This is a genomic window from Leeuwenhoekiella sp. H156, assembly GCF_052218455.1.
In the GTDB taxonomy this organism is placed as follows: domain Bacteria; phylum Bacteroidota; class Bacteroidia; order Flavobacteriales; family Flavobacteriaceae; genus Leeuwenhoekiella; species Leeuwenhoekiella parthenopeia.
Map to the genome: position 1 here is coordinate 2,352,988 of NZ_CP197499.1, position 19,645 is coordinate 2,372,632.

The 19,645-nt window shown below is 43.6% G+C and carries 17 protein-coding genes and 1 tRNA gene; 17 read left to right on the forward strand and 1 reads right to left on the reverse strand.

What is annotated here, in order from left to right; genetic code table 11:
* Window positions 1-11: 11 nt before the first annotated feature.
* A complete protein-coding gene (locus ACSSS3_RS10215) occupies window positions 12-776 on the reverse strand; it encodes an alpha/beta fold hydrolase (protein ID WP_442844537.1) in 765 nt (254 codons plus the stop codon).
* Window positions 777-1,026: 250 nt separating this feature from the next.
* On the opposite strand from ACSSS3_RS10215, the gene mraZ reads away from it, so the two are divergent.
* From mraZ to ACSSS3_RS10300, 17 genes are all read left to right on the forward strand, one after another.
* Window positions 1,027-1,500, forward strand: coding sequence for a division/cell wall cluster transcriptional repressor MraZ (gene mraZ, locus ACSSS3_RS10220; protein ID WP_099644794.1), 474 nt, complete (start codon window positions 1,027-1,029; stop codon window positions 1,498-1,500).
* Window positions 1,487-2,383 carry a 16S rRNA (cytosine(1402)-N(4))-methyltransferase RsmH gene (rsmH, locus tag ACSSS3_RS10225; protein ID WP_442844538.1) on the forward strand — a complete coding sequence of 299 codons (897 nt, stop codon included), beginning with the start codon at window positions 1,487-1,489 and terminating at the stop codon, window positions 2,381-2,383. The genes mraZ and rsmH overlap by 14 nt, the downstream gene beginning before the upstream one ends.
* A gap of 6 nt (window positions 2,384-2,389) precedes the next feature.
* Window positions 2,390-2,707: an FtsL-like putative cell division protein gene (locus ACSSS3_RS10230; RefSeq protein ID WP_228231183.1), complete on the forward strand. Its 318-nt coding sequence runs from the start codon at window positions 2,390-2,392 to the stop codon at window positions 2,705-2,707.
* A 7-nt stretch (window positions 2,708-2,714) separates the two neighbouring features.
* Complete coding sequence (locus ACSSS3_RS10235; protein WP_442844539.1) at window positions 2,715-4,706, forward strand: penicillin-binding protein; 1,992 nt, start codon at window positions 2,715-2,717, stop codon at window positions 4,704-4,706.
* On the forward strand, window positions 4,703-6,166 hold the full coding sequence (locus ACSSS3_RS10240) for a UDP-N-acetylmuramoyl-L-alanyl-D-glutamate--2,6-diaminopimelate ligase (RefSeq protein WP_442844540.1): 1,464 nt from the start codon (window positions 4,703-4,705) through the stop codon (window positions 6,164-6,166). The genes ACSSS3_RS10235 and ACSSS3_RS10240 overlap by 4 nt, the downstream gene beginning before the upstream one ends.
* Window positions 6,167-6,198: 32 nt before the next feature.
* Entirely contained in the window at window positions 6,199-7,428 is a 1,230-nt protein-coding gene (gene mraY, locus ACSSS3_RS10245) for a phospho-N-acetylmuramoyl-pentapeptide-transferase (protein WP_228231180.1), read from the forward strand.
* A gap of 126 nt (window positions 7,429-7,554) precedes the next feature.
* On the forward strand, window positions 7,555-8,886 hold the full coding sequence (gene murD / locus ACSSS3_RS10250; RefSeq protein WP_442844541.1) for a UDP-N-acetylmuramoyl-L-alanine--D-glutamate ligase: 1,332 nt from the start codon (window positions 7,555-7,557) through the stop codon (window positions 8,884-8,886).
* Between the two features lie 209 nt (window positions 8,887-9,095).
* Window positions 9,096-10,298, forward strand: coding sequence for an FtsW/RodA/SpoVE family cell cycle protein (locus tag ACSSS3_RS10255; protein ID WP_442844542.1), 1,203 nt, complete (start codon window positions 9,096-9,098; stop codon window positions 10,296-10,298).
* A gap of 222 nt (window positions 10,299-10,520) precedes the next feature.
* The gene (gene murG / locus ACSSS3_RS10260) at window positions 10,521-11,633 is read left to right on the forward strand and encodes an undecaprenyldiphospho-muramoylpentapeptide beta-N-acetylglucosaminyltransferase (protein ID WP_442844543.1); all 1,113 of its coding nucleotides are present in this window, start codon (window positions 10,521-10,523) and stop codon (window positions 11,631-11,633) included.
* An 8-nt stretch (window positions 11,634-11,641) separates the two neighbouring features.
* Window positions 11,642-12,991, forward strand: a complete 1,350-nt coding sequence (gene murC, locus ACSSS3_RS10265) for a UDP-N-acetylmuramate--L-alanine ligase (RefSeq protein WP_442844544.1) — start codon at window positions 11,642-11,644, stop codon at window positions 12,989-12,991.
* A complete protein-coding gene (locus ACSSS3_RS10270; protein ID WP_228231175.1) occupies window positions 12,988-13,704 on the forward strand; it encodes a cell division protein FtsQ/DivIB in 717 nt (238 codons plus the stop codon). The genes murC and ACSSS3_RS10270 overlap by 4 nt, the downstream gene beginning before the upstream one ends.
* A gap of 3 nt (window positions 13,705-13,707) precedes the next feature.
* Window positions 13,708-15,054: a cell division protein FtsA gene (gene ftsA, locus ACSSS3_RS10275; RefSeq protein ID WP_228231174.1), complete on the forward strand. Its 1,347-nt coding sequence runs from the start codon at window positions 13,708-13,710 to the stop codon at window positions 15,052-15,054.
* A gap of 89 nt (window positions 15,055-15,143) precedes the next feature.
* Window positions 15,144-17,174: a cell division protein FtsZ gene (ftsZ, locus tag ACSSS3_RS10280; RefSeq protein ID WP_442844545.1), complete on the forward strand. Its 2,031-nt coding sequence runs from the start codon at window positions 15,144-15,146 to the stop codon at window positions 17,172-17,174.
* 177 nt (window positions 17,175-17,351) lie between these two features.
* Window positions 17,352-17,801, forward strand: coding sequence for a GatB/YqeY domain-containing protein (locus ACSSS3_RS10285; protein WP_442844546.1), 450 nt, complete (start codon window positions 17,352-17,354; stop codon window positions 17,799-17,801).
* Between the two features lie 56 nt (window positions 17,802-17,857).
* Window positions 17,858-17,931 (forward strand) — tRNA-Arg (locus ACSSS3_RS10290).
* Window positions 17,932-18,230: 299 nt separating this feature from the next.
* A complete protein-coding gene (locus tag ACSSS3_RS10295) occupies window positions 18,231-18,782 on the forward strand; it encodes a hypothetical protein (RefSeq protein ID WP_442844547.1) in 552 nt (183 codons plus the stop codon).
* A 126-nt stretch (window positions 18,783-18,908) separates the two neighbouring features.
* Window positions 18,909-19,628 (forward strand): hypothetical protein, encoded by a 720-nt coding sequence (locus ACSSS3_RS10300; RefSeq protein WP_442844548.1) that lies wholly within the window; start codon window positions 18,909-18,911, stop codon window positions 19,626-19,628.
* The last annotated feature ends 17 nt before the right edge of the window (window positions 19,629-19,645 follow it).

A 19,645-nucleotide genomic window follows, 5' to 3' on the forward strand; every position in this document is an offset into this window, starting at 1 on the left:
ACAGCTTGGTTTTAGAAGTTTCGTTTCTTTAGCCACTCGGCTAAAATACCGTTGAATTCTTCGGGGCGTTCCATCATGGCGGCGTGGCCACATTTATCGATCCAATAAAGGTCAGAATCGGGCAACAGCTTATTAAAATCTTCTGCTACTTCGGGCGGGGTCACATTATCATTACGCCCCCAGATGATGCAGGTAGGCGTTTTCATATGCGGTAAATCCTGTGCCATGTTGTGGCGTATCGCGCTTTTGGCTATCGCCAGGGTTTTGATGAGTTTATTACGGTCATTTACCGTTTCGTAAACTTCATCCACGATTTCTTTGGTCGCTACAGCAGGATCGTAAAACACATCTTCAGCTTTCTTCTTGATGTACTCATAATCTCCACGTTTCGGGTAGCTTTCGCCCATAGCGCTCTCATAAAGGCCGGAGCTTCCGGTAATGACCAGAGCCTGCATCACATCAGGATACAGTTTGGTATGGTATAAACCTATATGGCCTCCAAGGGAGTTTCCCAGCAAAATCACTTTCTCAAACTTTTTGAGCCTGATAAAATCGTTAAGGTACTTGGCAAAGGTTTTTACGCCGGTTTTAATGAGCGGCATAGAATACAGGGGCAACTCGGGGATGACAATTTTATAACCCTTTTCCGAAAAATAATCGGTTACCGCGTCAAAGTTGCTGAGACCACCCATAAGCCCGTGAAGAACTACGATAGGGGTACCTTCGCCTGCCTCGATGTAGGTGAATTTTCCCTCTTTTTTTAATTGGTGCTTCATAATTGGTGGCGAGACGCTTTGTGACAAATATAGACATTTAGCCCAAAAACAAAATCGAAAAATACAAACGCCTTGGTGTGGTCTAAGCGTATTAAAGAACAACTGGTTTGAAGACAAGCTTCTAGGGCTTCAATTTAGATTAAAAAAATAAACAAGTGGAGTGATTTATCAACAAAGTGGTAGAAAGTGGGAAAATGTGGTAATAAATTCTATATATTTGAAGTTATAATACCTAAAACCTACTGTATTCGTGCTCAGCCTGATAGGGACATACGAGTGTAAAGTTGACGCCAAAGGAAGGCTCATGATGCCGGCTGCGTTGAAAAAACAGCTTGCAAAAGAGTTGCAGGAAGGTTTTGTGGTAAAGCGATCAGTTTTTAATTCGTGCCTGGAGTTGTGGCCTATGTCTGAATGGCAGGTAATGATGCAAAAGCTGAATGGTCTCAATCGTTTTGTGAAGAAAAACGTCGAGTTCATACGTCGGTTTACCGCAGGAGTGAAGGTGGTTGAAGCAGATGCTTCCGGAAGGTTGCTTATCCCAAAAGATCTGATCGCCTTTGCATCAATAAACAAAGATATCGTGTTGACCTCGGGAGGAAACATCATTGAAATATGGGACCTGGTAGCCTACGAGGCTGCGGTGAGTAATGAAGACGGGGATTTTGCTTCCCTGGCAGAAGAGGTAATGGGCGATCAAAACAGCATACCAGATGGACTATCATGATCCCGTACTGCTGCACGAAAGTGTTGACGGTTTAGCTATTAAACCCGGTGGGATCTATGTGGATGTCACTTTTGGTGGCGGTGGGCATTCAAGGGAAATTTTAAAACGCCTGGATGCTTCCGCAAAATTGTTTGCTTTTGATCAGGATCAGGATGCTTTGGCAAACGCGATTGACGATGAGCGGTTTACCCTAATTCCGGAAAACTTTCGCTTTGCGAAACGCTTTTTAAGGTTTTACGGCGCAGCTCAGGTTGATGGTATTTTGGGAGATTTTGGGGTTTCGTCACATCAGTTTGATGTGGCAGAACGCGGATTTTCAACCCGTTTTGATGCAAAGCTCGATATGCGGATGAACCAGAAAGCGAGACTTTCTGCGCATCAGGTGGTTAATGAGTATGAGGAAGGGGAGTTGAGCCGGGTACTGTTGCAGTACGGTGAGTTACGCAACGCGCCCAAGATTGCCCGAACGCTGGTGTCTGTGCGTAAAGAGAAAAGCATAGATACTACCGAAGATTTAAAAGAAGCGCTACAGAGCTTTTTGCCGCGTGGCCGTGAACATAAGATACTGGCTCAGATTTATCAGGCGATTCGCATCGAGGTAAATCAGGAGTTAGAGGTGTTGAAAGAGTTTTTGCAGCAAACGGAAGATTTGCTCAAGCCGGGAGGCAGGCTCAGTCTCATCTCGTATCACTCGCTCGAAGACCGGCTGGTAAAGCGCTATATGCGCAACGGCTTGTTTGAGGGAGAACCTGAGAAAGACATGTTTGGGAATTTTAGCGTCCCGTTTAAAAAGGTAGGCGGACTCATTGTTCCGTCACGAGAAGAAATAAAAAGGAATAACCGTGCGCGCAGTGCCAAGCTGCGTGTGGCAGAAAAGATCTAACAGCAGTTGAAAGAAGGTATTTATAACATACTTAAAGGTAAGTTTCTTTTTAGCGATGACGCTATGAAGAACTGGCGCATGATCCTGTTTCTGTCATTTCTGGCCATCATTATGATTGGCAGTTCACACCGGGCAGATAAGAAAGTGCACTATATCGCACAACTTAATGCTGAGGTTAAAGAATTACACAGCGAGTTTGTAGATACCCGGCTTGAGGCACGCCGGCTTAAAATGGAAAGTGTCGTCACCCGAAAAGTAGAAAATATGGGTCTGGCGCCCTCTTTAACGCCGCCCAAAAAAATAAAAGTAGTAGAAACCCCGTAAGTTCAGCATGGCAACCAGTGAAAAGAACATATTGAACCGGATGTATTTAGTGGCAGGAGGTATGTTTCTCTTCGCCCTGCTCGTTGCGTTTAAACTTTGCAATATTCAGCTGGCTGAAGGGGATAAATACAAGGCTCTCGCCGAGGCGCGTACCGAGCGTATGTTTACCATACCTGCAAATCGCGGTAATCTGTACGCCGGCGATGGGAGTTTATTGGCTACATCGGTGCCCAAGTATACCATTCGCTTTGATGCGCTGGCTCCTAAGGAGGAAGATTTTGAAGAAAACGTTCAGGCGCTTGCGCAGGGACTTTCTGAGCAATTGGGTAAGCCTGCTTCGCATTATGTAAGCGAACTGCGTCGCGCACGCCAAAACAAAAACCGCTATTTATTACTGGCCCGCAATCTGGGGTATTCTAAATATCTGGCGATTAAAAAACTTCCGCTTTTCAATAAAGGGCCTTACAAGGGCGGTATTATCACCGAACAGCGTACCGTACGCGAGCATCCGCTTGATCAAATCGCAGAGCGAACCATAGGTTATGATCGTCTTACCGAATACGGGCGTTACAGTGAGGCCGGTCTTGAAGGAGCTTACGGCCCCTATTTGCGCGGAAAGGAAGGCCGCAGGCTAAAACAACGTATTGCCAAAGGCCAGTGGAAACCTTTGGGTGACGATAATATTGTAGAGCCGCAGGATGGTTTTGACGTGATTTCAACCATCGATGTCAATATTCAGGATATTGCGCATCATGCGCTTTTAGCTTCGCTGGAAAAATTTGAGGCCGATCATGGCTGTGTGGTGGTGATGGAAACCAAAACCGGAGAAGTAAAAGCCATTTCCAATTTAGGTCGTACCGAAGATGGAAACTATTATGAGGATCGAAACTATGCGGTTTATGAGTCGGCTGAGCCGGGCTCAACCTTTAAGCTTATGGCTATGGTAGCGGCCCTTGAGGATCGGGTGATTGACAGCAGTACCGTGGTAGATACCGAAAACGGAAGGGTTCGGTTTTACAATCGCACCGTGTATGACTCGCACTGGGGAGGTTACGGTAAGATCTCGGCTGCCCGCGCTTTTGAGCTTTCGTCCAATACGGCTTTCGCCAAAATGATCAATGAGCATTATAAAGATGATCCCAAACGCTTTTTAAAGCGGCTTTACAATATGGGACTTAACGATAAACTGGGACTTGAAATCAAAGGAGAAGGTAGCCCGCGTTTCCCATATCCCGGTGATAAGAACTGGTACGGTACCACTCTTCCGTGGATGGCTTTTGGATATGGAGTTTCCCTTACGCCCTTGCAAACCTTGACCTTTTACAATGCCATTGCAAATGATGGAGAGATGGTGAAACCCAGGTTTATCAAAGAGATTAAAAAGTGGGATGTTTCCGTAGAGAAATTTGAAAAAGAAGTGATCAATCCGGCGATTTGCTCACAAACCACAATTGATAAAGTAAAAGATATGATGCTGCACGTGGTAGAGCGCGGTACAGCACAAAATATTTATTCCAAAGAATTTTCGATGGCCGGTAAAACCGGAACCTGTCAAACCGAATACTGGTTAGAAGAAGGTAAGTACATCAGTTCGTTCGCAGGCTACTTTCCGGCAGAAAACCCGGAGTATTCGTGCATCGTGGTGATTCATAAACCCAATAAGAAATTAGGCTACTACGGTAATGTGGTTGCCGCGCCGGTTTTCCGAAAGATCGCTCAGAAGATTTACAGCGATACACCTTTGGTAGATGAAGTACAACTGGCTTCGGCAAACGTTCCCAGAGTAGATAAGGATTTTGAAACCTATTATACAAAAGCGCAGAAAGCAGATGTGACCATGCCCAATGTAAAAGGTATGCCCGCTATGGATGCCGTGGCGCTTTTAGAAAACCTGGGTCTCAAAGTGGAGTTTAACGGAATTGGTAAGGTTAAAAACCAATCCCTGCAGGCTGGAAAAAAAATAGCTAAGAATCAAAAAGTAGTTCTCGAACTGTCGTGATCGTATTAAAAGACATATTATTTAAAGTAACCTTAGAGTCGGTAACCGGTAATCCCGGGGTGCCTGTAAATGCGATTCATTTTGACTCCCGTAAAGTGGGACTTAATGATGTATTTGTAGCGCTTCGCGGAACCCAAAGCGATGGTCATGCCTTTATCAAAAAGGCAGTTGATCAGGGTGCGATTGCGGTTATTTGCGAAGAGCTTCCGGATGATTTTGTAAATGGGGTGACCTATGTACAAACTTCAGATACGGCTCAGGCATTGGCTATTATGGCTTCCAACTACTACGGGAATCCTTCGGATAATTTAAAGCTTGTAGGTATAACCGGGACTAACGGTAAAACCACGATTGCAACGCTGCTTTATCAATTGTTTACTAAAGCCGGTTTTAAAACCGGTTTGCTTTCAACCGTGAAAGTTTTGGTAGCCGAACACGAGTATCCTGCAACGCATACCACGCCAGACTCCCTTACGATAAATAAGTATCTGGCAGAGATGAACGAAGCCGGTGTGGAGTATTGCTTTATGGAAGTAAGCTCTCACGGCATTCACCAGAAGCGCTCTGAAGGTTTGCAGTTCGCCGGTGGAATTTTTAGCAATCTCACGCACGATCATCTGGATTATCACGCAAGTTTCGCCGAGTATCGCGACGTGAAAAAATCCTTTTTTGACAATCTGCCAAAGCCTGCCTTTGCACTCTCAAACCTAGACGATCGCAACGGGCAGGTGATGTTGCAAAATACCAAAGCTAAAAAAGTCACTTATGCGCTGAAGTCCTTTGCAGATTACCGCGCACAGATTTTAGAAAATCAGCTTAGCGGCTTGTTGCTAAAAATCAATGATCAGGAAGTTTGGGTAAAATTGATAGGCTCATTTAACGCGTATAATGTTTTGGCGATTTATGCTGCGGCAGAGTTACTTGGCTTAACCCAGCTTGAAGCGCTTCAGTATTTGTCTGAGCTCACCAGCGTAAGCGGTCGCTTTCAGTATTTGATTTCGCCCAAAAAAATCACAGCGATTGTTGATTATGCCCATACGCCCGACGCACTTAAAAATGTACTCGAAACGATCAATGATATCCGCACCAAAAATGAAAAGCTCATTACGGTGGTTGGCTGTGGCGGAGATCGGGATCGCACCAAGCGCCCTAAAATGGGCAGGATTGCAGCAGCTTTAAGCACTCAGGTCATTTTCACCAGTGATAACCCGCGTACCGAAAATCCCGAAGCGATTATTGGAGAGATCGAAAAAGGAGTAGAGCCGGTTGATTATAAGAAAATCCTGTCTATCACCTCACGGAAACAGGCGATCAAAACTGCCTGCCAGATGGCCGAAGAAAACGACATCATCCTGATTGCCGGAAAAGGGCACGAAACCTATCAGGAAATTAATGGGGTGCGTACAGACTTTGACGATTTTAAGATAGTAAGTGAATTGTTAACCCAACTGAATAAATAACCTAAAACCAAAACGTAACCAATAAAAACCAGATGCTGTATTACCTATTTGAATATTTAGAGCGCGCATACAACTTTCCGGGAGCGAGTCTTTTTGGCTTTATCACCTTCAGGGCAGCTGTCGCGATCATTATGTCTCTGGCGATTTCGACCATTTGGGGTAAGCGTATCATTTTGTATTTACAGAAAAAACAGCTGGGTGAATCTATTCGTGATCTGGGTCTTGAAGGTCAGGTGGAGAAGGCTGGTACACCTACAATGGGTGGAGTGATTATTATTCTGGCGACTTTGGTTCCGGTTTTTCTGTTGGCAAAACTTGAAAATATATATGTCATCCTGCTTATCATCACGACGCTGTGGATGGGAGCTATAGGTTTTATGGATGATTTCCTGAAAATCAGAAAAAAGAACAAAGAAGGTTTACAGGGAAAATTTAAGATTTTCGGTCAGGTAGGACTGGGGATAATTGTGGGGGCAACGATGTTTTTCCATCCCGGGATAACCGTTAAGGAAGAAAATACGGGATCAGATACCCTTACTGAAGCCGTTGAAACACAGGAACGCGAGATAGCACAGGAAGAAAAGGCCTTAACGACCACCATTCCGTTTGTGAAAGATAACGAGATCGACTACAGCATTTTGGTAAGCTGGTTGGGTGACGATTATGTGAAATATGCGTGGTTGCTCTTTATACCCATTGTGATTTTTATCGTAACCGCGGTATCAAACGGGGCTAATCTAACGGATGGGATTGACGGTCTTGCGGCAGGTTCCTCGGCAATAATCGTATTAACACTGGGCATATTTGCCTGGGTTTCGGGTAACATCATTTTCAGTGATTACCTGGATGTGATGTATATCCCTAATTCCGGCGAGATGGTAATATTTATCACTGCTTTCGTAGGGGCGCTCATTGGGTTTCTGTGGTACAATACCTATCCCGCACAGGTCTTTATGGGTGATACCGGTAGTTTGACTATTGGTGGGATCATCGCAGTAATCGCGATTGCCATTCGGAAAGAATTACTCATTCCCATTTTATGTGGAATCTTTTTTATGGAAACCCTGTCTGTGATGCTGCAGGTAAGTTGGTTTAAATACACCAAAAGCAAAACCGGTGAAGGACGACGCATCTTTTTGATGTCACCGCTACATCACCATTACCAGAAAAAGGGAATTCACGAAAGCAAAATCGTAACCCGGTTTTGGATTATCGGCATTTTACTGGCGATTATCACTATTGTAACGCTTAAAGTGCGCTGATGTTTAAAATTAAAAGTTAATGGTTAAAGGGTGCAATAAAATATATAAAGATGGATGTGGGTGTAAAGAGCTTCAAAACCTCTTACCATTCCCTTCTTACCTCATACTTCAAACTTCGTATTTCTTATGAGACTAGTAATACTGGGTGGTGGAGAAAGCGGAGTGGGAACCGCGATTTTGGGTAAAAAGCAGGGGTATGCGGTTTTTGTTTCCGATTTCGGAACGATCAAAACCAAATACCGGGACGTTCTTAAAAATTATGAGATTGAATGGGAAGATGGCGGTCATACCGAAGCCAAAATCCTAAATGCAGACCTGGTGATGAAGAGTCCGGGAATTCCCGATAAAGCACCGCTCATTCAGAAGTTGGTTGCAGGAGGAATACCGGTTATATCAGAGATTGAGTTCGCCTCCAGATATACCAATGCCACATTAATAGGTATCACCGGAAGCAATGGTAAAACTACCACGACCCTGATGATGGCTCAGATTCTCAAACAGGCTGGGTTTAAAAGTGTCGCGGCGGGCAACATTGGAGACAGCTTTGCACGCTGGGTAGCGCTTGATGATCAGGATTATTACGCTTTGGAGATCAGTAGTTTTCAGCTGGACGGGATTGTAGATTTTGCGCCGCATATCGCGATTCTGACCAACATCACTCCAGATCATTTGGATAGATATGAATATAAGTTTGAGAATTACATCCGCTCAAAATTCCGCATAGCGGAAAATCAAACGGAGAACGATTACCTCATTTACGATGCAGACGATCCGGTAATCACAGATTGGCTCGAGCAGCATCCGGTAAAGGCCAGGTTGATGCCTTTTTCAATTTCAACAACAGTAAAACAGGGAGCATTTTATGCTCAGGACGAAATAACAATTATAACTGACGATACAAGCATGACGATGTCAACAAAATCAATGGCGATTAAAGGCCAGCACAACACCAAAAACGCAATGGCAGCAGCCACTGCGGCAAAACTTTTAAGCATACGTAAAGCGACCATCCGGGAGTCTTTAGAAGGATTTCAGGGTGCGGAACACCGCCTGGAACACGTGCTTAAAATAAATCATGTATCGTACATCAACGATTCTAAAGCCACTAACGTCAATGCTACTTTTTATGCTTTAGACAGTATGAGTTCCCCTACGGTATGGATTGTAGGAGGTGTTGATAAAGGTAATGATTACAAAGATTTGTTTCCGTTAGTTAATGAAAAAGTAAAGGCGATCATTTGCCTTGGGAAGGATAACAGTAAGCTGTTGCAGGCTTTTGGAAATATGGTTGAAACTATTGTGGAAACCCAGTTTATGTCTGAAGCGGTAAAAATCGCGTATAAGCTCAGCGAAAAAGGAGATGCTGTATTGTTATCACCTGCCTGTGCAAGTTTCGACCTTTTTGAAAACTACGAAGACCGCGGTCGTCAGTTTAAGGATGCCGTTAGGAATCTTTAAAATACGAAATACGAAATATCTTGTTTAGAGAACAGAGAACAGAGAACAGAGAACAGAGAACAGAGAACAGAGAACAGAGAAGTGAGAAGTAAAAGAAATAAAACGATTCAACGATTCAACAAATCCACGATTCAACTTTTTTTCACAGCTTAAGAAAACCGAAAACCGAAAACCGAAAACCGAAAACCGAAAACCGAAAACCGAAAACCGTGAGCAGTACTAAAAACATATTTTCAACCCTAAAAGGAGATCGGGCGATCTGGGCGATAACCGCCTTTTTGGCGTTGTTTTCCTTTTTGCCGGTGTTTAGTGCGAGCAGTAACCTGGCCTACCTCTACGGGAATGGTGACACTTTTCCGTTTTTGGTTAAGCATTTTATGCATTTGGTATTGGGCTTTGCCATTATTTATGGGGTGCATAAAGTGCCTTCTAATTATTTCAAAGGCCTTTCTATAATTGGTATTCCCATTGTTTTGGTGTTGTTGTTGATCACTCTGGTTCAGGGTACAACTATTGACGGGGCCAATGCCAGTAGATGGATTAAGATCCCGTTTGTAGGCATTACGTTTCAGACTTCTACTTTGGCTTCGGTGGTGCTGATGGTCTATATTGCCCGTTACCTGTCGCGTATTAAGGACAAAACCATCACGTTTAAAGAAAGCATTTTACCGCTTTGGGTGCCGGTTGCTGTGGTTTTAGGCCTGATTTTACCGGCCAACTTTTCAACAGCCGCGATCATTTTCGTAATGGTACTGACTCTGGTGTTTATGGGGGGGTATCCCTTAAAGTATATTGGAATCATCGTGGCTGCAGGGCTGCTTACACTTACGCTATTTATCCTTAGTGCAAAGGCATTTCCAGGGGTATTTCCCAACCGGGTAGATACCTGGATGAGTCGTATTGAAAATTTCACCGGGGAAGAAGACGGGGAAGGCGATTATCAGATCGAACGTGCAAAAATTGCCATAGCCACAGGTGGACTCGTTGGCGTAGGACCCGGTAAGAGCGTACAGAAAAACTTTTTGCCTCAGTCCTCATCAGATTTTATCTATGCCATTGTGGTGGAAGAATTTGGTCTTATTGGTGGCCTTACGCTTCTGTTGATGTATTTGTTATTGCTGTTTCGCATTCTGGTGATAGCCAACAAAGCCACGACGGTTTTTGGCAAACTGGCTGCAATTGGCGTAGGTCTGCCAATTGTTTTTCAGGCGTTAATCAATATGGCGGTGGCGGTAGAATTGTTTCCGGTGACGGGACAAACCCTGCCGCTCGTAAGTAGTGGAGGAACCTCGATCTGGATGACCTGTCTGGCGATCGGTGTGGTGTTGAGTATCAGTGTGAAACGTGAAGAAGCCAGAATAAAAGAGGAAGAAGAAATGAATCCGCTTGATATTTTGAGCGAAACGATTTAGAAATACGAAATACGAAATACGAAATACGAAATACGAAATATCTTGTTTAGAGAACAGAGAACAGAGAACAGAGAACAGAGAACAGAGAACAGAGAAGTGAGAAGTAAAAGAAATAAAACGATTCAACGATTCAACAAATCTACGATTCAACTTTTTTTCACAGCTTAAGAAAACCGAAAACCGAAAACCGAAAACCGAAAACCGAAAACCGAAAACAACGAATTGAAGACTTATAAATTCATATTATCTGGCGGGGGAACCGGGGGACATATTTACCCGGCGATTGCGATTGCAGATGCTTTAAAAGCAAAGTATCCGCAGGCGGAATTCCTTTTTGTGGGTTCGCAGGATCGTATGGAGATGCAAAAAGTGCCTCAGGCCGGTTATAAAATCGAAGGTTTGTGGATTGCAGGAATTCAGCGGAAGCTTACCTGGTCAAATCTGATGTTTCCGTTTAAGTTGATCAGCAGCCTGTTTAAATCGGCGCGTATCATTAAAAAATTTAAGCCTGATGTGGTGATAGGTACCGGCGGTTTTGCCAGCGGACCTTTGCTGGAAATGGCGACCCGTTATCACGTACCGGCCCTGATTCAGGAGCAGAATAGTTTTGCAGGGATTACGAATAAACTTTTGGCTAAAAAAGTGCAGAAAATCTGCGTGGCCTATGATGGCATGCAGCAGTTTTTTCCGGAAGAGAAAATCGTAAAGACCGGCAATCCGGTGCGTCTCGATTTACTAAAAACCGAAGAAAATCGCGAAGCAGGACTTGCAAAATTCAATCTGGATCCCAATAAAAAAACTTTGCTTATTCTGGGTGGAAGCCTGGGCGCAAGAGCCATAAATCGATTAATAGATCGTGAATTGCAATTTATTCTCGATCGGGACTTGCAGGTAATCTGGCAATGCGGGCAGTTGTATTATGAGGAATATAAGGCGCATAATGCTAAAGAGCACGTTCAGGTGCTGGCGTTTATAGATACGATGAATCTGGCCTATGCGGCGGCAGATGTGATCATCAGCAGGGCTGGCGCGGGTTCGGTTTCTGAATTGGCGCTGGTAGGTAAGCCGGTGATTTTTATTCCGTCACCTAATGTGGCCGAAGATCATCAGACTAAAAATGCAGAAGCCATAGTTGCCAAAAATGCAGCGTTATTGCTCAAAGAAAATGAACTCGAAACGCATTTTGAATCGGAGTTTAAAAAACTGATTGACGACCAAAACCGTCAAAATGAATTGGGTACAAATATTAAAAAGTTGGCTTTGCCACTGGCAACACAGCGTATTGTACGTGAAGTAGAAAGCCTGCTGAAACTAAGTAAACAAGACCTGGAATAGAGAACGAATTGAAGAACCTCGATAACATATCACACTTTTATTTCATCGGCATTGGCGGAATTGGGATGAGTGCGCTGGCACGCTATTTTAAGGCGGCCGGTAAAGCTGTTGCGGGGTATGACAAGACCCCTTCGGGCATTACAGATGCTTTGGAAGCATTGGGTATTGCTATTTCGTTTGAAGATTCAGAGGTGGCAATCCCTTCGGCATTTAAAGATAAAGAAACCACGCTGGTGGTCTATACGCCTGCGGTTCCTAAAGCGCATAAAGGCTATCAGTATTTTGTACAACAAGGATTTGATATTCAGAAACGCGCAGCGGTATTAGGCTTTTTAACCCGCGAAAAGTTTTGTCTGGCTGTCGCAGGGACTCACGGTAAAACCACAACCAGTGCGATGCTGGGGCATCTTATGGCTGCCTGTGATTTGCCGGTTACTGCATTTTTAGGAGGCATAGCCGAAAATTACCAGAGCAACCTCATTCAGCAGGGTGAAGATATCGTGGTGGTCGAGGCTGATGAGTTTGACCGCTCGTTTATGCAGTTGTATCCCAATATCGCAGCCATCACCTCAATGGATGCAGATCACCTGGATATTTACGGGGATACCGAAAGCTTAAAGCAAAGTTTCCGGGATTTTGCCGCGCAGGTGAAAGAAGACGGCGTGTTGTTTGTCAAAAACGGACTCCCATTAGACGGAATAATGGTAGGTGTTGAAGATGATTCAGCTTATACCGCCTTAAATATTAGAATAGAAAACGGGGCTTACCGGTTTGATTTAAAACATCCCGATGGCCTTATTGAAGACTTAGTGCTTAACCTGCCTGGTAGACATAATTTGTCTAATGCGATAACCGCTTTGGCGATGGCTTTACGATACGGCTGCCCTGCCGACAAGCTCGCCAAAGCACTATTCGCCTTTAAAGGGGTTAACCGCAGATTTACCTATAGAATTAAAACAGAGACCGAAGTGCTCATAGACGACTATGCGCACCATCCTACAGAAATAGATGCCGTGCACAGCGCGGTACGCGAGATGTATCCAGACAAACGGGTGCTTGCTGTTTTTCAGCCGCATCTGTACAGCCGAACCCGCGATTTTATGGAGGATTTCGCGGCCAGTTTGTCGCAGTTTGATGAACTCCTGTTGCTTGATATTTATCCGGCACGGGAAGAGCCTATTGAAGGGGTGAATTCTCAAAAATTACTGGATTTGATTACCACTCCGCGTAAGGAGTTGGTTACAAAACAGGAGCTTCGGGAAAAACTGGAAGCTTCAAAGGCTTCGGTAAAAGTGATGATGGGTGCCGGTGATATAGGTGAAGAAATTTTAAAACTTACTAAAAGTCTAAGCTTATGAAGATCAATTGGTTTTACATAAGGATGGGTGTTTTGGTGTTTGTAACACTGTTTCTGGTGGCTTTTTCGCACAAGCGAAATGCCGCGCGTAAGGTGGAGCGTGTAGAGGTGCATTTTGAAACGGGAGCAAACCTGTTTATCACCGAAGAAACGGTTGATAAATTGTTGATACAAAATGAGAAACCCCTTGAGGGACAGGCTAAAGAAATTCTAGATTTGAGAAACTTAGAGCAGAAACTCGACGCGCACGCAATGATTTCTGATGCAGATGTTTACCTCACCCTTGATGGTGTGGTAGGAGCTACTGTAAAACAGCGAAAGCCCCTTGCGCGTGTGCAGGCTCAGGAACCGTATTACATAGATGAAACCGGGGCAGCGATGCCTTTGTCTTCTAATTATGCTGCCCGCGTACCGCTCATTTCGGGTCTGGATCGCAAACAGATTGAAGAAGTGTATCCGTTATTAAGCTTTTTGCATAACGACGCACTGCTCAACAAGCAGGTAGTTGGGATTACCAGAGATGCCCGTGGAGACTATATTTTAACACCTCGCGTGCTAGACTATAAGATCAATTTGGGAAAGGTTAGCGGCTTGCAGTCTAAGTTTGCCAATTATAAGGCTTTTTACCAGAAAGCCATCAAAGATAACAGTCTCGAGAAGTATAAAACTGTAGATCTGCGTTACAGAGGTCAGGTTATAGGGACAAAAAAATAAGTTATGGAGCAGAAAGACATAGCAGTAGGACTCGATATTGGTACCACTAAGATTGTGGCGATGATAGGTCGTTATAATGATTATCATAAGCTGGAAATTCTGGGCATTGGTAAGTCTAAGAGTCTTGGTGTTCACCGTGGTGTGGTAAATAACATTACCCAGACCATACAGTCTATACAGCAGGCGGTACAGGAAGCAGAAAGTGTTTCCGGGATGAAGATTGAAGATGTAGTGGTGGGTATCGCAGGTCAGCACATACGTAGCCTGCAGCATAGCGATTACATTACCCGCCCTGATGCAGATGAAGTAATAGGGCCCAGAGATATTGACACCCTGTGCAATCAGGTACATAAGCTGGTGATGCTTCCGGGGGAAGAGATTATACATGTGCTTCCTCAGGAGTATAAAGTAGACGGCCAGGCCGAGATCACCCAGCCTATAGGGATGTACGGTGGCAGACTGGAGGCTAATTTCCACGTTGTGGTAGGTCAGGTAAGCAGCATCCGCAATATTGGGCGCTGTGTAAAGAGTGCCGGGCTTAACCTCGATAAAATTACCCTGGAGCCTTTAGCTTCGGCTAACGCGGTGTTGAGTCAGGAAGAAAAAGAAGCCGGTGTTGCCCTCATAGATATAGGTGGTGGTACAACAGATCTCGCCATTTTTAAAGATGGAATCATTCGGCATACAGCGGTTATTCCTTTTGGCGGTAACGTGATCACCGAAGATATTAAAGAAGGTTGCAGCATTATTGAAAAACAGGCTGAATTATTGAAGATCAAATTTGGCTCTGCCTGGCCGGGAGAAAATAAAGATAATGAGATTGTTTCCATCCCCGGTTTACGCGGAAGGGAACCTAAAGAGATTACGCTTAAAAACCTTTCAAAAATCATTCACGCGCGCGTGGTAGAGATCATTGAGCAGGTGTATCTCGAAATAAAAAATTACGGACACGAGGAGCAAAAGAAAAAGCTTATTGCAGGTATCGTGCTTACCGGTGGCGGCTCGCAACTCAAACACCTGAAGCAACTGGTAGAATACATCACCGGTATGGACACCCGCATAGGTTATCCCAACGAGCACCTCGCCGGCGATAGTGATGCAGAGACGACCAGCCCCTTATACGCAACAGCTGTAGGTCTGGTGATGAACAGTCTGGAGCACCGCAAGGATGTGGTGGTACAACAACAGGATACGGCAGTCGTAGAGGAAGAGCCGGTACAGCCGCAGCCGCAAAATGAAGAAGATATTGAAGAGCCCCAACTTCAGGAGCCCAGGGAGAAAAAGGTGCGCAAAAGCATTTTTGATAGCTGGGCCGAAAAGTTTAAAGACTTTTTAGATAACGCAGAATAAAAAATTGACAACAACCAACTAAAGCTTGCATACCCGTTTGCTTTAGCAATGAAAAAGAAAACAACAGAAACCGGTAAAACGAATATATTATGAGCAACACAGATTTTGAAAACATTTCGTTTGATTTACCCAAAAATCAAAGCAACGTGATCAAGGTAATTGGCGTAGGCGGAGGCGGTAGCAATGCTATTAACCATATGTTTAGTCAGGGTATTAAAGGAGTTGACTTTGTGGTCTGCAATACAGATGCACAGGCTCTTGAAAATAGTCCGGTGCCCATACGCATACAACTTGGCGTGAGCCTCACAGAAGGTCTTGGTGCTGGTGCCAATCCTGAAGTAGGTGAGCAGGCCGCTATTGAAAGCCTTGAGGAAGTAAAGCAAATGCTAGGAACTAACACCAAAATGGTATTTATCACTGCCGGTATGGGTGGGGGTACCGGTACAGGTGCGGCTCCGGTAATTGCAAAAATGGCCAAAGAGATGGATGTGCTTACCGTGGGTATTGTCACCATTCCGTTTCAGTTTGAAGGTAAAATGCGAAACGAGCAGGCTCAGCTTGGAGTAGAGCGTTTACGTTCTCATGTAGATTCGCTTATTGTAATTAACAACAACAAGCTGCGCGAGGTTTACGGTAATCTGGGCTTTAAAGCCGGTTTTAGCAAGGCCGATGAAGTTCTTGCCACGGCTTCGCGAGGTATTGCAGAAGTTATTACGCATCACTATACCCAAAACATTGACCTTCGTGATGCAAAAACCGTATTAAGTAACAGCGGGACTGCCATTATGGGTAGTGCCAGTGCAAGTGGTGGTAGTCGTGCTCAGGACGCCATTAGAAAAGCACTTGACTCCCCGTTATTAAACGATAATAAAATCACCGGTGCTAAAAACGTCTTGTTGCTTATTGTTTCGGGTACCGAAGAAATTACCATTGATGAAATTGGGGAAATCAATGATCACATTCAGGATGAGGCCGGTCACAGTGCAAACATCATTATGGGTGTGGGTGAAGAAGAAAGCCTGGGAGATGCGATTTCGGTAACGATTATCGCAACGGGGTTTAACGTAGAACAGCAAAACGAAATCGTAAATACCGAAACGAAGAAAATTATTCATACCCTTGAGGATGAGCAGCGTGCCCAGCACGATCTTTCCCCAAAGAGTACCGGCAGAACACTTGATTTTTCAGCTTCTGCCAAAAGTCAGGATGCTTTAGAAGAGCCTAAAAAGGAAGTTAAAAAGCCTATTGTACATACGCTTGATGATACCGATGATCCTATGGATTTGATGGTAAACAAAACCCAAAATGAGGCTCCTAAGAAGGCTATGGATCTGATCCCTACAACAGATTTGATTCGTAATATACAGGTAGTTTACGAGGAGGTTATTGATTATACGGCTCAAAACGAAATCCTTGAAGAAGAGGAAGACGATGATTTTAATTTCAAAATTGTCAGCGTCGAAGAGCCTAAACCAAAGCAAAATCCGGTTTCAAAATTAAAAGATGAAGAGCAGTTTACGCTTTCTTTTGACCTTCCTTTAAATGAAGAGGAACCTAAAAAACCACAGGTTACCGAAAAGCCAAAGGAAATTGTTTATACACTTGACGATGACATCAGTGAAATAGAAGTGAACAGTCCTATTGAGATTGTTTCGGTTACCGAAGTGAATGAGCACGGAGAAAAGCGTTACAGTCTGGATGATTATATGGAGATTGAAGAGCATTTAAATAATGCAAAACCCGTACAGGCTAAACCTGTTGAACCTAAAATTACACGAGAAGAAGCTATTGAAGTAAAACGTGTTGAGTCAAAGATAAAGCCTGAAGAGAATGTACCTGAAGGCGATGAAGATCCTACCAATACACCAATATCTCAATTGCTAACCGAGCGTGCGGCTGAACGCAGACGTATGATGAAGGAGTTTAATTACAAATTCAGAAACAATCAGTCTCGCATTGATGAGATTGAAAAGCAGCCCGCTTACAAGCGTATGGGTGTTAGTCTTGACGAAAACCCATCAGCTAAGAGCTCGTTATCCAGAACTTCAGTTAGTACAGATGAAAATGAAGAGATGCAGTTGCGTAAAAACAATTCATTCTTACACGATAATGTCGATTAGTTAGTAAAAACCGATGTGAAAGGGCCGGTAGCGTAAGTTACCGGCTTTTTTATGTGTATTGCCAGGGGATATCACTTCCCCCGATTTGGTTCAAGATAGTTTGGGCTTATTTTTTGAATAAAAAATGGGGGAACCGTCAAAAATAAGTATATTCGCAATCCGAAAAATGAATGCAGGATGAGTTTACAGACCGAAGTAATGACGGCTATGAAAGCAGCGATGAAGGCTAAAGATCAAAATGCTTTGGCTTCACTTCGTGCAATCAAGTCTGCTATTTTAACTGCTCAAACAGAGAGTGGTGCTTCGGGAGAATTAACTCAGGAAGAAGAGGTTAAAATGCTTCAGAAACTGGTGAAGCAACGCAAGGATAGTGCTGCGATTTATCAGGATCAGGGGCGTGATGAAATGGCTCAGGAAGAGCTTGCACAGGCTGAGGTGATTGAGCAATTTTTACCCGAGCAAATGAGCGAGGAAGAAATTGAAAAGGTAGTAGCTTCAATTATTGAGAAAACAGGCGCTTCGGGTATGCAGGATATGGGTAAAGTGATGGGACTGGCTTCACAGGAACTTGCCGGTCGTGCAGATGGTAAGACCATTTCGGGTATCGTGAAAAAGAAATTGGGTTAGATTTTTGTTTGACCAAAACAGAAACAGGTATCAGTCCTGAATTTAAAACTGAAAAGGGCTCCGTGGCGCAACTGAATAGCGCATCAGATTTCGGCTCTGAGGGTTGGGGGTTTGAATCCCTCCGGGGTCACAGCTTAAATCCGCAATTGAATCATTTTCAATTGCGGATTTTTTTATGGTAGTATTGGATAATTAACGAGGAAAAAAATTATCTTGTCGACTATTGCTAACAAAAGGTGGAAGAAAAGTTTGCAGTTCTTAACGCTCAATAGATATAAAGGGATCTTTGTACTGGTGGTGCTAGCCCTTCTAATAAACCTGATCCCGGTTTATTTTTTTGATTTACAGCACATGCGGGCTGTACGATTTGTATCTACGCTTGTGTTTCTCTTTATCTATTTTTTACTTACAAAAAGCCGTAATTTATGGGTGACAATAGCCCTCATTTTTTTAGTGTTGCGGGATTTTGTGCATTTGTTTTTTGAGGAAAGCTGGGGGACTGAGCTGTATTTACTTTTAAGTGCTTCCAGCTACACCCTTTTTTGCATAGAACGCTTGCCCTTTGTAAGGTTATCAGGCTTTAAAAAATCATCACTCCTTGTTGCAGCATTGATTTCTTCAGGTAATATTTTTATCCTCTTTGTGCTATCCGGTTTCGTAGAAAACCAAATGCATGGCATTCTCGAATTACCACTTTTTTATTGCCTGGGCGCAGCGCTAATTGTTCTGGTTTCAGCTGCTTTTTATTACAATTTTATACTCAACAGTAACCGAAGCCTTCATTTTGCAATGATGGTTTTTGGGTTCATTTTCGCTGATGTGAGTGCCTGTCTGGCCTACTATAATCAGTATGATGAGCTTTGGTATTCAGACCGGTTCTTTTATGCATTGAGTTTGGGCTTTCTGCTCTGTTTTGTAATCGATACCGAGGGTGAACGAAGAGAGCAGGAAGATCTTGAAATGCTTAAAGACTCTTTTTAGTGTGTTATTTAATTAAAATGAATTGATCGAAATGGTAACAGATCAAAAGTTTAGAAACCGGGTTCTTAAAATTTTGCGTTTATTTGCAATACCCAACTTTTATGTTTCTTTTAGAATTAAAAGAGTATGAAAGGTCTTACTGTTAAGGAGTTAGAGCGTTTTAAGATGCTCGCAGCTATAGGTGTTTTGCTTATAGCCATAAATTTTATTGCAGTATTGTTTTTTCCTACAGATGCTTCACGAGTTATCCGATTTGCAGGTTCGACAGTTTTAAATGGATATTTTTTAATTGTTTTCCCGGCGCACCGAAAAAAATTAATTATTACGCTTATAGCGTTTTGGTTTCGGGATATCGCGGCCATATTTTATGAGGATGGCACTAACGATTGGGGGTTTTTTATTTGCGGGGGTATTGCTTATTTAAGCCTTTTTATCAGGCAGTTAAAAAGTTTGTGGCGCTTTAAAATTATAACACCCTCTATTACGATTACCGGCTTTGTGGTTTTAGCGTGTTTTGTAATTCTCTATAGTTTGGAATCTGTTTTGGATATGGCAGAACACGATCGGGATTTGATTTACTATTTTTATTTTCTCGGGATCAGCATCGTCTTCCTTATTCTGCTTGCAGTTTATTACTACTATAGGATTGGTGGCGTAAGAGCGTTGTCGTTTTCTTTCGCTGTTTTCGCATTTACCATTTCTGATATTGCAGCTTACTTCGGGGTTTATATGGAAGATCATCTGTTTTTTCTGGTCACCCGAACCTTTTATTTGGCGGGTCTCATTATGTTGATGAATTACGCCATAACCCGACCTGATGCAGGAGAAGAGGATCTGGTGGAATAGTTTGAGGTAATTCGGTT

Bases quoted from the DNA above. Each gene is read 5' to 3' on its own strand.
- ACSSS3_RS10215 (WP_442844537.1), bottom strand. From the start codon at position 776: ATGAAGCACCAATTAAAAAAAGAGGGAAAATTCACCTACATCGAGGCA.
- rsmH (WP_442844538.1), top strand. From the start codon at position 1,487: ATGGACTATCATGATCCCGTACTGCTGCACGAAAGTGTTGACGGTTTA.
- ACSSS3_RS10235 (WP_442844539.1), top strand. From the start codon at position 2,715: ATGGCAACCAGTGAAAAGAACATATTGAACCGGATGTATTTAGTGGCA.
- mraY (WP_228231180.1), top strand. From the start codon at position 6,199: ATGCTGTATTACCTATTTGAATATTTAGAGCGCGCATACAACTTTCCG.
- murD (WP_442844541.1), top strand. From the start codon at position 7,555: ATGAGACTAGTAATACTGGGTGGTGGAGAAAGCGGAGTGGGAACCGCG.
- ACSSS3_RS10270 (WP_228231175.1), top strand. From the start codon at position 12,988: ATGAAGATCAATTGGTTTTACATAAGGATGGGTGTTTTGGTGTTTGTA.
- ftsA (WP_228231174.1), top strand. From the start codon at position 13,708: ATGGAGCAGAAAGACATAGCAGTAGGACTCGATATTGGTACCACTAAG.
- ftsZ (WP_442844545.1), top strand. From the start codon at position 15,144: ATGAGCAACACAGATTTTGAAAACATTTCGTTTGATTTACCCAAAAAT.
- ACSSS3_RS10285 (WP_442844546.1), top strand. From the start codon at position 17,352: ATGAGTTTACAGACCGAAGTAATGACGGCTATGAAAGCAGCGATGAAG.
- ACSSS3_RS10300 (WP_442844548.1), top strand. From the start codon at position 18,909: ATGAAAGGTCTTACTGTTAAGGAGTTAGAGCGTTTTAAGATGCTCGCA.